Here is a 14,140-nt window from a genome sequence, read left to right as displayed (position 1 = left end):
TCGACCATCCGGAAAACCCGGACGGACGGGGTATCAACATATCTGGCGTTGACTTTTGGCACGCTGTTGAGTTCTCAAGGAACGGACGCTTCCTTCGTACTCACCCTCTCGGGCTTTCCTCCGGGCGCTTCCCTTCGGTCTTGCGTTTCCGACTCTATCAGATCTTTCCGACCCGATTTCCTCGGCGCTTTCCGGGTTCCCGCTTTCGCGTTTCCCTTTCCGGCGGTTCCGACTTTATCAGAGATTCTGAGTCGGATTTCCCCTCACCTTCCGGGCGACGGTTCCGACGCACGAGGTGGTCGGGTGCCCGATCGGGAGGAGTTGTAAACGTACTGGAGCGGGGCGCCCCGATGCAAATCGAGGCGCCCCGCTCCAGGTTCGCTCGTGCGTGCGGTCCGACGGGCCGTCAGACCTCCACCACCACGGGCAGGATCATCGGCCGGCGCCGGTAGGTGTCGGAGACCCACTTGCCCAGTGTGCGGCGGATGAGCTGCTGCATCTGATGGGGTTCGACGACGCCGTCCTGGGCCGAGCGCTCCAGGACCTCCGTGATCTTCGGGATCACCTCGCCGAAGGCGGAGTCCTCGATGCCGGACCCGCGGGCCTGGACGTGCGGGCCGCCTGTGATCTTGCCGGTGGACGAGTCCATGACGACGAAGACCGAGATGATGCCCTCGTCGCCGAGGATCTTGCGGTCCTTGAGGGCCGGCTCGCCCACGTCACCGACGGAGAGGCCGTCGACGTAGACATAGCCCGCCTGGACCTTGCCGGAGATCTTGGCCTTGCCCTCGACGAGGTCGACGGCGACGCCGTCCTCGGCGATGACGATGCGGTCGTGCGGGACGCCGGTCAGGACGCCGAGTTCGGCGTTGGCGCGCAGGTGACGCCATTCGCCGTGGACCGGCATCAGGTTCTTCGGACGGCAGATGTTGTAGAAGTACAGCAGCTCGCCGGCCGATGCGTGGCCCGAGACGTGGACCTTGGCGTTGCCCTTGTGGACGACGTCGGCGCCCCAGCGAGTCAGGCCGTTGATCACGCGGTAGACCGCGTTCTCGTTGCCGGGGATGAGCGACGACGCCAGGATCACCGTGTCGCCGTCGACGATGCGGATCTGGTGGTCACGGTTGGCCATGCGGGACAGGGCGGCCATCGGTTCGCCCTGGGAGCCCGTGCAGACCAGGACGACTTCGCTGTCCGGCAGGTCGTCCAGTGTCTTGACGTCCACGACCAGGCCCGGTGGGACCTTGAGGTAACCGAGGTCGCGGGCGATGCCCATGTTGCGGACCATGGAGCGGCCGACGAAGGCGACCCGGCGACCGTACTCGTGCGCCGCGTCCAGGATCTGCTGGATGCGGTGGACGTGGCTGGCGAAGCTCGCCACGATGATCCGCTTGCGGGCACCGGCGAAGACCTGGCGCAGGACGCCCGAGATGTCACGCTCGGGCGGGACGAATCCCGGGACCTCGGCGTTCGTCGAGTCAGCGAGCAGAAGGTCGATGCCTTCCTCGCTGAGCCTGGCGAACGCGTGCAGATCCGTGAGGCGGTTGTCCAGCGGAAGCTGGTCCATCTTGAAGTCGCCGGTGTGGACCACCATGCCGGCGGGAGTGCGGATGGCCACGGCGAGCGCGTCGGGGATGGAGTGGTTGACGGCGATGAACTCGCAGTCGAAGGGGCCGATGCGCTCGCGCTGTCCTTCCGCCACCTGGAGGGTGTACGGACGGATGCGGTGCTCCTGGAGCTTCGCCTCGATGAGGGCGAGGGTGAGCTTGGAGCCGATCAGCGGGATGTCCGGCTTCTCGCGCAGGAGGAAGGGGACGCCGCCGATGTGGTCCTCGTGACCATGGGTGAGGACGATGCCCTCGATGTCGTCGAGGCGGTCCCGGATGGACGAGAAGTCCGGCAGGATCAGGTCGATTCCGGGCTGCTCCTCCTCGGGGAAGAGCACTCCGCAGTCGACGATCAGCAGGCGGCCTCCGTACTCGAAGACCGTCATGTTCCGGCCGATCTCGCCGAGACCGCCGAGCGGGGTGACACGCAGGCCGCCCTCGGGGAGCGGCGGGGGCGAGCCGAGTTCAGGGTGCGGATGACTCAAAAGACTCTCCTCAAACACACGCGCCACGTACCGGTGGGGCACGTGGCGCGCATGACGTTCGTGCAGAAGCAGTTGTCGTGTGGGGTGCGGGCACCGGTGGCCCGCTTATTCAGTTGTGAAGTCCGTCTGCGCGATCGGGCGCGCGAAGTCTGATTACTGGAGTTGTACCCCGCCGGCGGCAAGATCGATCTTGAGCTGCTCGATCTCTTCCGGCGTGCACTCGGCCATGGGGGCGCGCAGGGGCCCGGCGGGGAGGCCCTTGAGGGCGAGCGCCGCCTTGGTGGTCATCACGCCCTGGGTGCGGAACATGCCCGTGTAGACCGGGAGCAGCTTCTGGTGGATCTCGGTGGCCTTCTGGACGTCTCCGGAGGTGTACGCCTCGACCAGGGCGCGCAGCTCGGGGGTGACGAGGTGGCCGACGACCGAGACGAAGCCGACCGCTCCGATGGAGAGCAGGGGCAGGTTCAGCATGTCGTCGCCGGAGTACCAGGCGAGGCCGGAACGGGCGATGGCCCAGCCGGCGCGGCCGAGGTCACCCTTGGCGTCCTTGTTGGCGACGATGCGCGGGTGCTCGGCGAGGCGGACGATCGTCTCCGTGCCGATCGGAACGCCGCTGCGGCCGGGGATGTCGTAGAGCATGACCGGCAGCTCGGCGGCGTCGGCGACGGCCGTGAAGTGCCGGTAGAGGCCCTCCTGCGGGGGCTTGTTGTAATACGGGGTGACCACCAGGAGGCCGTGCGCGCCGGCGCGCTCCGCGGCGCGGGCCAGTTCGATGCTGTGGTGGGTGTCGTTGGTGCCGACTCCGGCCACGACCTGGGCGCGGTCGCCGACCGCCGCCACCACGGCCCGTACGAGATCCGATTTCTCCGCGTCGCTGGTGGTGGGGGACTCGCCGGTGGTGCCGTTGATGATCAGGCCGTCGTTGCCTGCGTCCACCAGGTGGGTGGCGAGCCGCTGTGCGCCGTCGAGGTCGAGTGCGCCGTCCGCCGTGAAGGGCGTGACCATGGCGGTGAGGACCCGCCCGAAGGGGGTCTGCGGAGTGGAGGTCGGAGCCATGGGTTACACGCTACTCGTTGCTCAGGTCGGGGTCTTCCCTCGGGGGAGGCGACAGGGTGGGACAACAAGGGACCCGGCACTGCCTGCTCGGGGGTTCAGGCAGTGCCGGGCCCGTTTGATCAGGCTAGATGAACTTCTCGAAATGCCGCAATACGGACACTTCGCGAGACTGAACCGTACATGTGTACTCGCAGGCTTGAGCTGCGGTTCTACGGGGCCACGCGCCCGTTGGCGTTGAAGGCGGCGTACGTGAGCGGCATGAGACGGGCCCATTCGGCCTCCATCTTCTCGCCGACCATCTCGATCTCCCGCTGCGGGAAGGACGGGACCTTCGCCAGTTCGTGCTGGGTGCGCAGGCCGAGGAAGTGCATCAGCGAGCGGGCGTTGCAGGTGGCGTACATCGAGGAGAAGAGACCGACCGGGAGGGTGGCGCGGGCTACCTCGCGGGCGACACCGGCCGCCAGCATCTCCTGGTACGCGGCGTACGACTGCCGGTAGGACTCCGCCATGACGTCGGTGACAGCCTTGTACTGCTCGGGGGTGCCGTCGACGAACTCGTACTTGCCGGGGCGGCCCTGCTGGACCAGCTTGCGGTCCTCGCCGGGGACGTAGAAGACCGGCTGGAGCTCGCGGTAGCGCCCCGACTCCTCATTGTACGAATTGTGTACGACAAAGCCGTCCGCGATGAAGTTGTGGTGCGGCGGCGGCATGGAGATGTCGTAGGTCATCTCCTCCCCGTCGGGGGCGACGGAGACGACGCCCTCCCAGCGCACACCGTTCTGGAGGGCGCGGCGGCGCACTCCGACCGGTACGCCTTCGCCGTCGGTCTTCCGCTGGTGACACGACTTGCAGGCCGGTCGCAGGTTCGAGACGTCGAGCGACTTGGCCAGGTCGGCGTCCACGGGGATGACGTGGTCCAGTTCCAGGTCCTTCGCCTCGAACTTCTCCTCACAGAGGTAGCAGAGGTCCACGGGCGCGATGAGATCGGCTCGCTGCTCGGTGGTCCAGATCTGGATCCCCTCGCGCAGGCGCTTCGGGATTCCGACCCGCTCGCCGACCCCCACCCGGCCGAGCCGCCCGACCCGGTCTCCGGCGCGCAGGTCGCCGGCGCGGACCCAGCCTTCCGGCGTCCATACACGGTGGTCCGCGGTGCAACGCAGAACCTTGCCGTTGGTTGTCGAGACCTTGAGGATCGGCTTCACGCCGGACTCGAAGACGTCGACCATGCGCGCCTTCTCCGCCAGCCCGGTCTCCAGGTCAATGGTGTCGGCCAGGAGGTTCTGGCAGGACTTCAGTCTGCGCGTGCGTCCCATCGAGTCGGGCACACCGATCTTCCAGTCCCGATGGATGTCCGCGATGCGCTTGGTCTTGCCGTTCTTGCTGGTACCGACGCGGATCCTGGCGTCCCCCGGCAGGCACCAGCCGACCCGGTGCCGCATGAACTCGCGGAAGACGAAGATCGGGGCGCTGACGAAGAAGGTCATCGAGTTGTGCTCGAAGGGGCTGCCGTGCCGGTCCCGCATCAAGTAGTTGATCAGGCCCTTGGAGCGCTCGGGATCCTTGTTCAGCTCGTCCAGGGACTGCTCGCCGACGGTCGAGACGCGGGCGGCGAACAGCACGTCGGCGTCGGACGCGGTGTGCTTGACCAGCTCGACGGTCACATCGCTGCGAAAGCCGGGCTTGAGGTCGTCGGCGGGGGTGTCGGTCACGGCGCGGGGGGTCCTTCCATCACGTCTCTCGGGCGGCGTCCACTCTACGGCGCGGCACCGACAACCGGACCTTCGGCGCCGGGAGGCGACATACCGCGGTGAACGACAGCGAACTTCTGCGAATTCGGTGAAAGTGGGCACCTCTCGGGGCCGTCGTTCGTCTGTGTTGGTGACAGTGATTCGTTCGATCCCGAAGGAGACGTGCCCCTGATGTTCGGTCGGCGCGAACCCGTACCGTTCGCCTTTGTCGCCGAGGCCGACAGGTTCCGCAGCAATGTCGCCCCGCCGCCCCATGAGCGGGTCTCCGTCGGTCGGATGGCCGGGCGCTGGCTGCTGGGACTCACCCTCGTGGCCGGGCTGGTGGGCTCCCTGGTCATAGGGATGCCGGCGCTGTCCGCCGATCCCTCGGGGCCGGGGACACAGCAGTCGCAGGCGACCGAGGGGCGCTGAGCCGCCCCCGGCCGCGGCACCGGCTCCGTCCGGACCCCCGAGGGTGGTGACCGGCGGCACGGATCGATAGCCTCACCGGGCACTGCTGACGCATGGATCGAGTGAGGACCCGTCGTGCCCCTGCCCTTCCTGACGGCCGACCGCGCTTTCGACACGGCGGACGATGTCGCCCTGCCGTACGACGACCGGGACCGCTGGCGGCGCCCGTACCGTCCCGGGCCGTGGCGGGTGGGGGCGGCGGCGCTCCTGCTGCTGCTCGCGTCGTTCGTGCTGTTCGCGGCGGTGATCATCGCGGCGACGGCGACGCCGGCGTCCGCCGGGGCGGTCTTCGCCATCGCACTGGTCGTCGTCGCCGGCGCGCTGCGGCTGCTGCGCATGGGCGTGTGGGTGAGCTCCCGGGGGCTGCGCCATGTGGCCTTCGTGAGCACGCGTACGACGTCCTGGGAGCAGGTCGTCTCCGTGCGCACGGTGCAGCAGCCGGTGCGCTGGCTGGGGCTGCCCCGGACGGTGCAGGGGCAGGCGCTGATCCTCGCCCGGCGGGGGCGTTCGGCGGAGTCGCCGCAGCCGCTGCTGACCTCGCACAACGCGGACTTCCTGGGGCGGGACCAGGTGGCCTTCGACCGGGCGGCCGACACCGTGGAGGCGTGGACCGCCGAGTACCGGCGCGACTGAGCGGCCCCGGGCTCCCGCGCGCTCAGTGAGAGGTCTTGTGCAGGGCGATCGCCCGCTGCATCGCCTTGCGGGCGCGGGGGGTGTCGCGGGCGTCGTGGTAGGCGACGGCGAGCCGGAACCAGCTGCGCCAGTCGTCGGGGGCGTCCTCCGTCTCGGCCTTGCGGCGGGCGAAGACCTCGTCGGCCGAGTCACGGTCGACCCGGCCGCTGGGCAGGCGTTTCAGCTCGTCGACGGGCAGGCCGCCCTCGGCGTCGAGCAGGGCGGCGAGCCGGTTGGCGTCGCGGACGAACTCGGTGTTCTTCCACAGGAACCAGACACCGATGACCGGCAGGATCAGCACCGCGACACCGAACGTGACGGTGAGGGGCGTGCCGGCCTCGATGAGCAGCACGCCGCGGCTGCCGACCAGGACGAAGTAGACGACCAGGACGGCGGCCGTGATGGCGTAGGAGATCTTCGCGCGCATGGGGTCGGCTCGGGCTCAGTTCAGGTCGAGGAAGTTTTCCAGGCCGAAGGTCAGGCCGGGAGTGGTCACCACGCGGCGGGCGCCGAGCAGGATGCCCGGCATGAAGCTGCTGTGGTGCAGGGAGTCGTGGCGGACGGTGAGGGTCTCGCCCTCGCCGCCGAGCAGGACCTCCTGGTGGGCGAGGAGTCCGCGCAGCCGGATCGCGTGCACCGGGACCCCGTCGACGTCGGCGCCGCGGGCGCCGTCGAGGGCGGTGGTCGTGGCGTCCGGAGCGGGCTCGCTGCCCGCCCGGCGGCGGGCCTCGGCGATGAGCTGGGCGGTGCGCGTGGCGGTGCCGCTGGGAGCGTCCACCTTGTTCGGGTGGTGCAGCTCGACGACCTCGACGGACTCGAACCAGGGGGCGGCGATCTGCGCGAACTTCATGGTGAGGACGGCGCCGATGGAGAAGTTCGGCGCGATGAGCACGCCCGTCTCCGGGGACTGGTCGAGCCAGCCCCTCAGCTGCGCGAGGCGGTCGTCGGTCCAGCCGGTGGTGCCGACGACGGCGTGGATGCCGTGGCGCACGCAGAAGTCGAGGTTGCCCATGACCGAGGCGGGGGTGGTCAGCTCCACGGCGACCTGGGCGCCGTCCTCGGCGAGGGTCTCCAGCTTGTCGCCCCGGCCGAGGGCGGCCACCAGTTCCATGTCGTCGGCGGCCTCGATGGCCCGTACCGCCTCGGAACCGATCCGGCCCTTGGCACCGAGGACCGCCACGCGCAGCTTGCTCATGTCCGTTGCTTCCTTACGGGGTGGTTGGGGCCTGTCGTTCGGATCCTGCCGCAGACGCGGGGTTCGGCACGCACATCCGCATTGCCGAGACACCGCCGATTTCCTGCGACCTGATCCGAACAACAGACCCTAGGCGACGACGTCGTGCAGACGGGATGCCTGCTTGTCCTTGAGCGGGCCGATGACCGACAGGGAGGGCCGCCGTCCCAGGACGTCGCGGGCGACCGAGCGGACGTCCTCCGGGGTCACCGAGGCTATCCGGGCCAGCATGTCGTCGACCGACATCTGCTCGCCCCAGCACAGTTCGCTCTTGCCGATACGGTTCATCAGCGCGCCGGTGTCCTCGAGGCCGAGGACGGTGGAGCCCCGGAGCTGGCCGACGGCGCGCTCGATCTCGTCGTCGGGTAGTCCGTGCTCGGCGACGTGGTCGAGTTCGTCGCGGCAGATCTTCAGCACGTCGTGCACCTGTGAGGGCCTGCAGCCCGCGTACACGCCGAACAGACCGCAGTCGGCGAAGCCGGACGTGTACGAGTACACGCTGTAGGCCAGTCCGCGCTTCTCCCGGACCTCCTGGAAGAGGCGGGACGACATGCCGCCGCCGAGGGCGGTGTTCAGCACGCCGAGGGCCCAGCGCCGCTCGTCGGTGCGGGACAGGCCCGGCATGCCGAGGACGATGTGCGCCTGTTCCGTCTTGCGGCCGATGAGCTCGACCCGGCCGGCGGTGCGCAGCGCGCGCCGGCCGCCGCGCGGGGCGATCGGATCGGCGTCGGTGTTCTTGAAGGCGCCGGCCTCCTCGAAGGCGGCGCGGACCTGGCGTACGACCTTGTTGTGGTCGATGTTGCCGGCGCAGGCGACCACGAGGTGGGTCGGGTCGTAGTGCTTCTTGTAGAAGCGGCGGATGCGGTCGGCGGTGAGGGCGTTGACCGTGTCGACCGTGCCGAGGACGGGGCGGCCGAGGGGGTTGTCGCCGAACATGGTGTGCGCGAACAGGTCGTGCACACAGTCGCCCGGGTCGTCCTCGGTCATCGCGATCTCTTCGAGGATGGCGCCGCGCTCGACGTCGACGTCCTCCTCCTGGATCAGCGAGCCGGTCAGCATGTCGCACACCACGTCGATGGCGAGCGGCAGGTCGGTGTCGAGCACGCGCGCGTAGTAGCACGTGTACTCCTTGGCCGTGAACGCGTTCATCTCGCCGCCGACGGCGTCGATGGCGGAGGAGATGTCCAGGGCGGACCGGCGGGAGGTGCCCTTGAAGAGCAGGTGCTCCAGGTAGTGGGTGGCGCCGTTCAGGGCCGGGGTCTCGTCGCGGGAACCGACGTGGGCCCAGATGCCGAAGGTCGCCGAGCGGACCGAGGGCAGCGTCTCTGTGACGATGCGCAGGCCGCCGGGGAGGGTGGTCCTGCGGACCGTACCGATGCCGTTCTCGCCCTTGATCAGGGTTTGGGTACGGGCGACGGCCCGCGCCTCCGAGGAGGTGCGGGCCGTCGTCGTGGAGCTACTCGACGTCACTTGTCGGTGTCGTCCTTCTTGTCGTCGCCCTCTTCACCCTCGATCACGGGGATGAGGGAGAGCTTGCCGCGGGAGTCGATCTCGGCGATCTCGACCTGGACCTTGGCGCCCACGCCGAGCACGTCCTCGACGTTCTCCACGCGCTTGCCGCCGGCCAGCTTGCGGATCTGCGAGATGTGCAGCAGACCGTCCTTGCCGGGCATCAGGGAGACGAACGCGCCGAAGGTGGTCGTCTTCACGACCGTACCCAGGTAGCGCTCGCCGACCTCGGGCATGGTCGGGTTGGCGATGCTGTTGATCGTGGCGCGGGCGGCCTCGGCCTGCGAGCCCTGGGCGGCACCGATGTAGATGGTGCCGTCGTCCTCGATCGTGATGTCGGCGCCGGTGTCCTCCTGGATCTGGTTGATCATCTTGCCCTTGGGGCCGATGACCTCACCGATCTTGTCCACGGGGATCTTGACGGTGATGATCCGCGGGGCGTTCGGGGACATCTCGTCCGGCGTGTCGATCGCTTCCATCATCACGTCGAGGATGTGGAGGCGGGCGTCACGGGCCTGCTTCAGGGCCGCGGCCAGGACGGAGGCCGGGATGCCGTCCAGCTTGGTGTCGAGCTGGAGGGCGGTCACGAACTCCTTGGTGCCGGCGACCTTGAAGTCCATGTCGCCGAAGGCGTCCTCCGCACCGAGGATGTCGGTGAGGGCGACGTAGTGCGTCTCGCCGTTGATCTCCTGGGAGATCAGGCCCATGGCGATACCGGCGACCGGGGCCTTGAGCGGCACACCGGCGTTCAGCAGCGACATGGTGGAGGCGCAGACCGAGCCCATGGACGTCGAGCCGTTGGAGCCGAGGGCCTCGGACACCTGACGGATCGCGTACGGGAACTCCTCGCGCGTCGGCAGCACCGGCACGATGGCACGCTCGGCGAGCGCGCCGTGGCCGATCTCGCGGCGCTTGGGGGAGCCGACGCGGCCGGTCTCGCCGACGGAGTACGGCGGGAAGTTGTAGTTGTGCATGTAGCGCTTGCGGGTCACCGGGGAAAGGGTGTCCAACTGCTGCTCCATACGGAGCATGTTGAGGGTGGTGACACCCAGGATCTGGGTCTCGCCACGCTCGAACAGCGCCGAGCCGTGCACGCGCGGGATGGCCTCGACCTCGGCGGCCAGGGTGCGGATGTCGGTGACACCGCGGCCGTCGATGCGCTTCTTCTCCTTGATGACACGCTCACGGACCAGGGACTTGGTCAGCGAGCGGTACGCGGCGGAGATCTCCTTCTCGCGGCCCTCGAACTCCGGCAGGAGCTTCTCGGCGGCGAGCGCCTTGACGCGGTCCAGCTCGGCCTCGCGCTCCTGCTTGCCGGCGATGGTCAGCGCCTGGGTGAGCTCGGGCTTGACGGCGGCGGTCAGCGCCTCCAGGACGTCGTCCTGGTAGTCGAGGAAGACCGGGAACTCGCCGGTCGGCTTGGCGGCCTTCGCGGCAAGGTCGGCCTGGGCCCTGCAGAGCACCTTGATGAAGGGCTTCGCGGCGTCCAGACCGGCGGCGACGACCTCCTCGGTGGGGGCCTCGGCGCCGCCCTCGACCAGCTGGATGGTCTTGTCGGTGGCCTCGGCCTCGACCATCATGATCGCGACGTCGCCGTCCTCCAGGGTGCGGCCCGCGACGACCATGTCGAAGACGGCGTCCTCGAGCTCGGTGTGCGTCGGGAACGCGACCCACTGGCCGTTGATCAGCGCGACGCGGACGCCGCCGATCGGGCCGGAGAAGGGCAGACCGGCCAGCTGCGTGGACGCGGAGGCGGCGTTGATCGCCACGACGTCGTACAGGTGGTCGGGGTTGAGCGCCATGATCGTGGCGACGACCTGGATCTCGTTGCGCAGGCCCTTCTTGAAGGACGGGCGCAGCGGGCGGTCGATGAGGCGGCAGGTGAGGATCGCGTCCTCGGAGGGACGGCCCTCCCGGCGGAAGAAGGAGCCGGGGATCTTGCCGGCCGCGTACATCCGCTCCTCGACGTCCACCGTGAGCGGGAAGAAGTCGAGCTGGTCCTTGGGGTTCTTGGACGCGGTGGTGGCCGACAGCACCATGGTGTCGTCGTCCAGGTAGGCCACGGCGGAACCGGCGGCCTGACGGGCCAGGCGGCCCGTCTCGAAGCGGATGGTGCGGGTGCCGAAGGAGCCGTTGTCGATGACGGCCTCGGCGTAGTGGGTCTCGTTCTCCACTAGCGTTTTCTCCATTACTTGTCGTCTTTCGTCCCGCCTCGCCCGTGTGGCGGGGGGACGGGGGCGGAGAAGCGCTCCACTGGTGCGGGCCGGTCTTCGATCGAAGCTCCCGGGGTTCACTCTCCCGGGGGCCACTACCGAGGACCGGCGGCGGCGAGGTGCGCTTCTCCTCGTGCGTCGTTCGTACCTATTGCGTTGTGCTACCACACTACAAAGGTGCGGTGACAGTCCGCACGTACAGCAAAGGGAGCGGCCCCCTTTCTCCAGGGAACCGCTCCCTTCACAGCGTCTTACTTGGCGCCCGCCGCACCGCGGCGGATGCCGAGGCGGTCGACCAGCGCACGGAAGCGCTGGATGTCCTTCTTGGCGAGGTACTGCAGCAGTCGGCGGCGCTGACCGACCAGGATCAGCAGACCACGGCGGGAGTGGTGGTCGTGCTTGTGGGTCTTGAGGTGCTCCGTCAGGTCGGAGATCCGACGGGACAGCAGAGCGACCTGGACCTCGGGGGAGCCGGTGTCACCCTCCTTGGTACCGAACTCGGAGATGATCTGCTTCTTCACTGCGGCGTCGAGCGACACGCGTACTCCTCATAGTCTGCGAGTGGCCACCGAGCGCCCCCGGTCTTCGTCTCGGGGGGTCTTCCATGACTCGGAAGGCGGGGATCCGCTGGGCGCGGCCTCCGGAGCGATCCCGCTCCGAGGGTGCGTACACAAGCGGCCGTCACTCAGGGTACCAGGCTGTAGCGGGCGCCTTTCCCCCGGTCCGCCGAACCGGCCGGGCCGGATGCCGGGGGCCACTAGGGTGAGCGCTCGGACCGTTCGTACGTCGGGAAGGGGTCGCTGCGGCATGGCGGAGACGGCTGAGGAGATCAAGGCACGCAAGGAGCGGGAGAAGGACGAGCTCTACGCCCTCGACATCTCCGGTGTCGAGTGGCACAGCGCGCCGGGCACCGAGGAGCACGAGGAGCGGGTCGAGATCGCGTACCTGCCCGGCGGTGCCGTGGCCATGCGGTCCTCGCTCGACCCGGAGACGGTACTGCGGTACACGGAGGCGGAGTGGCGTGCCTTCGTGCTGGGCGCGCGGGACGGCGAGTTCGACCTGGAACCGGCGCCGGGCGACGGAGGGCTTGCCACGGCCTCCGAGTGATGTGGAGATATGGCAACGGGCGGTGCGCGTGCGCGCCGCCCGTTGGCTTGCGCGCCAACGGGCGGATGTCCGGGGCGGGTTGACGGTGTCACGCGTTCGACGGACCGGGTGGCCTACCTGTTGACCGTTGCATAGGTGTTGAGCGAGTTTGCCCTCTTAAGTAGCGAATTCCGTACGGCTCTTGACCGCGGCGCGGAGGGCGGAACGGCCCGTGCCGAGCGGTGGGCGGGGCTGACGGGGTGGGGCTACTGGTGATTAGGCTGGTACCCGGCGCGCCGCCAGAACCCGTGGACCGGGCGCCGGCGTCCTACGGGGAGGGCACATGGTCGCCCCCAGCACGCACGAGGGTGCTCGACCACATCAGGAGGAACTGTGAGCAGCGATCGGGACGGGACGCGCGGGGGCTGGGCGACACCCGGCGATGGCCAGCCCGACGCGGAGTCCGCCATCGAGACGACGGGCGAGTTCACCATCGACTACGCCCCGCCGGCCTGGTACACGCAGAACGCTTCGGGGAGTTCGGAGTCGGGGGCGCCGTCCTCGTCCTCCGGTTCCTCGCCCTCCTCGCCTTCCTCCCCCGCTTCGGCTCCATCCTCCAACGGGCCCGTTCCACCGTTGCCGGGGCTGACTCCGCCGCCGCACGCGGTGGGGGCCTCGGGGCCGTCGTCCCTTCCGGCGCCGCCGCCCGCGCCCGCGCCGGGGGCGCCCTTCACTCCGCCCGCGCCCGCGCCTGCGCCGGGCGCCCCGTTCACGCCTCCGGCGCCCGCACCCGCTGCGCCGTTCACGCCGCCCGCGCCGTCGTCCGGGGGGCCGGCGGCCGTTCCGAGGCTTCCGGTGGGGAGCGGGTTCGAGCCGCAGCGGCCGGACGCGGAGGAGGCGCCCGCGGAATCCGGTGCGGCTTCCCCTTCGGCGGTGCCGAACATCCCGGTCGGCGGATTCCGGAGCGACAACGGTGATCTGGAGAGTGGTGCGACGATCCGCTTCTCCGCCGCCGCGCTGAAGCGGGAGATCGCGGAGCGCGAGGCGGAGCCGAGCACGGTGGCCGAGGACGAGGCCGAGGCGCGGCTGGAGCCGTCCGGTGGTGAGGACGGGACCGACGACGAGGCCGAGAACACCGCGGAGGTCTCCGACGCCGCGGTGGACCCGTCGGACGCCGACGACGCCGAGGAGGCGTCCGGTACGTCCGACGAGCGCGAAGTCGGCGAGATCTCCGACTCGGAGGACGTCACGACCGATGACGTGCAGAACGAGGACCCCGGGTCCTCGGTGACCGACGTGGAGGGCGCCGCCGCGGCGGCGGAGCCGGAGGCCGAGCCCGAGGACGCGGTGCCCTCCGAGGACGTACCGGCGGCGGACGAGCCGACGGCTGTCGAGCCCGAGGAGGCCGAGCCGGTGAACGACGCGGTGCCCGCCGACGCGGCTCCCGCGGAGACCCTCGAGGACAGCACGCCCCAGGATGCCGTCCCGGCCGCACCCGCCCGGACTCCCCCGGCGCCGCAGGGTGCGCCCCCGGTGCCGCCGGCGCACCCCGTCGCCCCGGCGTCGGCCGGTCAGTGGCCCGCGCAGCAGCCGCAGCCGCAGGCGCCCGCCCAGCCGGCGGACGCGGGCGCGCTGCCGCGGCCTGCGGCAGCACAGGACCAGCCGGCCGTCCCCACCCAGCAGCCACCGTTCCAGCCCCAGACACCGCAGCCCGCGCCCGCCGCCTGGAACCAGCCGACCGCCCCACCGGCCGGATACGGCTTCCCGCCCGCCGGCCCGGCACCCCAACAACAGCCCGAGACCCCGCCCGCGCCGGCCGGATACGGCTTCCCACAGCCCGGCCCGGCAGTCCCGCAGCCCCCCGCACAGCAGCCCGAGACTCCGCCCGCACCGGCGCCCGACACCCCGGCCGGATACGGCTTCCCGCAACCGGGGACCGCCCCGACGCCGGCCCCGCAGACCGGCGCGGTGGCCCCGCAGTCCCAGCCCGGCACCCCGCCCGCACCGGCACCCAACACCCCAGCCGGATACGGCTTCCCGCCCGTGGGCGCCCCCGGCGCGGCGAACCCACAGCCCGAAG

General features: G+C 70.0%; 12 protein-coding genes and 1 pseudogene. 4 read left to right on the top strand and 9 right to left on the bottom strand.

Annotated features, from left to right (window positions below; genetic code table 11):
- Positions 1-406 precede the first annotated feature (406 nt).
- From ACH4VX_RS13835 to ACH4VX_RS13820, 4 genes and pseudogenes are all read right to left on the bottom strand, one after another.
- Entirely contained in the window at positions 407-2,092 is a 1,686-nt protein-coding gene (locus tag ACH4VX_RS13835) for a ribonuclease J (protein ID WP_398367595.1), read from the bottom strand.
- A 153-nt stretch (positions 2,093-2,245) separates the two neighbouring features.
- Positions 2,246-3,148, bottom strand: coding sequence for a 4-hydroxy-tetrahydrodipicolinate synthase (gene dapA, locus ACH4VX_RS13830; RefSeq protein ID WP_398367594.1), 903 nt, complete (start codon positions 3,146-3,148; stop codon positions 2,246-2,248).
- 209 nt (positions 3,149-3,357) lie between these two features.
- Positions 3,358-4,587, bottom strand: coding sequence for an FAD-dependent thymidylate synthase (gene thyX / locus ACH4VX_RS13825; RefSeq protein ID WP_398367609.1), 1,230 nt, complete (start codon positions 4,585-4,587; stop codon positions 3,358-3,360).
- Positions 4,588-4,632: 45 nt separating this feature from the next.
- A pseudogene (locus ACH4VX_RS13820) lies at positions 4,633-5,151 on the bottom strand (FAD-dependent thymidylate synthase); the annotation flags it as partial.
- On the opposite strand from ACH4VX_RS13820, the gene ACH4VX_RS13815 reads away from it, so the two are divergent.
- Together ACH4VX_RS13815 and ACH4VX_RS13810 are read left to right on the top strand one after the other, a co-directional pair.
- Positions 5,068-5,307, top strand: a complete 240-nt coding sequence (locus ACH4VX_RS13815; protein WP_398367593.1) for a hypothetical protein — start codon at positions 5,068-5,070, stop codon at positions 5,305-5,307. The pseudogene ACH4VX_RS13820 and the gene ACH4VX_RS13815 sit on opposite strands and share 84 nt — an antisense overlap.
- Before the next feature lie 114 nt (positions 5,308-5,421).
- A complete protein-coding gene (locus ACH4VX_RS13810; RefSeq protein WP_398367592.1) occupies positions 5,422-5,979 on the top strand; it encodes a hypothetical protein in 558 nt (185 codons plus the stop codon).
- A 22-nt stretch (positions 5,980-6,001) separates the two neighbouring features.
- Here ACH4VX_RS13810 and ACH4VX_RS13805 read toward each other — a convergent pair whose 3' ends face one another.
- The 5 genes from ACH4VX_RS13805 to rpsO form a co-directional block, all read right to left on the bottom strand.
- Positions 6,002-6,445 carry a hypothetical protein gene (locus ACH4VX_RS13805; RefSeq protein ID WP_030871707.1) on the bottom strand — a complete coding sequence of 148 codons (444 nt, stop codon included), beginning with the start codon at positions 6,443-6,445 and terminating at the stop codon, positions 6,002-6,004.
- Positions 6,446-6,460: 15 nt separating this feature from the next.
- On the bottom strand, positions 6,461-7,213 hold the full coding sequence (gene dapB / locus ACH4VX_RS13800; protein ID WP_398367591.1) for a 4-hydroxy-tetrahydrodipicolinate reductase: 753 nt from the start codon (positions 7,211-7,213) through the stop codon (positions 6,461-6,463).
- A gap of 129 nt (positions 7,214-7,342) precedes the next feature.
- A complete protein-coding gene (locus tag ACH4VX_RS13795; RefSeq protein WP_398367590.1) occupies positions 7,343-8,722 on the bottom strand; it encodes a M16 family metallopeptidase in 1,380 nt (459 codons plus the stop codon).
- Complete coding sequence (locus ACH4VX_RS13790) at positions 8,719-10,935, bottom strand: polyribonucleotide nucleotidyltransferase (protein ID WP_398367589.1); 2,217 nt, start codon at positions 10,933-10,935, stop codon at positions 8,719-8,721. The genes ACH4VX_RS13795 and ACH4VX_RS13790 overlap by 4 nt, the downstream gene beginning before the upstream one ends.
- 290 nt (positions 10,936-11,225) lie before the next feature.
- Positions 11,226-11,513 carry a 30S ribosomal protein S15 gene (rpsO, locus tag ACH4VX_RS13785; protein WP_004924725.1) on the bottom strand — a complete coding sequence of 96 codons (288 nt, stop codon included), beginning with the start codon at positions 11,511-11,513 and terminating at the stop codon, positions 11,226-11,228.
- Positions 11,514-11,781: 268 nt separating this feature from the next.
- Between rpsO and ACH4VX_RS13780 the strand changes: the two genes are divergently transcribed.
- Both ACH4VX_RS13780 and ACH4VX_RS13775 read left to right on the top strand, forming a co-directional pair.
- Entirely contained in the window at positions 11,782-12,081 is a 300-nt protein-coding gene (locus ACH4VX_RS13780; RefSeq protein ID WP_398367588.1) for a DUF397 domain-containing protein, read from the top strand.
- A gap of 372 nt (positions 12,082-12,453) precedes the next feature.
- Positions 12,454-14,140 (top strand): SCO5717 family growth-regulating ATPase (locus ACH4VX_RS13775; protein ID WP_398367587.1); only part of this gene is annotated, 1,687 nt, incomplete at its 3' end.

It is taken from the genome of Streptomyces sp. NPDC020731 (assembly GCF_044334705.1).
In the GTDB taxonomy this organism is placed as follows: Bacteria; Actinomycetota; Actinomycetes; order Streptomycetales; family Streptomycetaceae; genus Streptomyces.
The sequence above is the reverse complement of the archived record's forward strand: the minus strand, read 5'-3'. Positions and strand labels throughout refer to the sequence as shown.

What these genes read in the sequence shown, in the direction of transcription:
- dapA (WP_398367594.1), bottom strand. Translation starts at nt 3,148, where the DNA reads ATGGCTCCGACCTCCACTCCGCAGACCCCCTTCGGGCGGGTCCTCACC.
- thyX (WP_398367609.1), bottom strand. Translation starts at nt 4,587, where the DNA reads ATGCGGCACCGGGTCGGCTGGTGCCTGCCGGGGGACGCCAGGATCCGC.
- ACH4VX_RS13815 (WP_398367593.1), top strand. Translation starts at nt 5,068, where the DNA reads ATGTTCGGTCGGCGCGAACCCGTACCGTTCGCCTTTGTCGCCGAGGCC.
- ACH4VX_RS13805 (WP_030871707.1), bottom strand. Translation starts at nt 6,445, where the DNA reads ATGCGCGCGAAGATCTCCTACGCCATCACGGCCGCCGTCCTGGTCGTC.
- dapB (WP_398367591.1), bottom strand. Translation starts at nt 7,213, where the DNA reads ATGAGCAAGCTGCGCGTGGCGGTCCTCGGTGCCAAGGGCCGGATCGGT.
- ACH4VX_RS13780 (WP_398367588.1), top strand. Translation starts at nt 11,782, where the DNA reads ATGGCGGAGACGGCTGAGGAGATCAAGGCACGCAAGGAGCGGGAGAAG.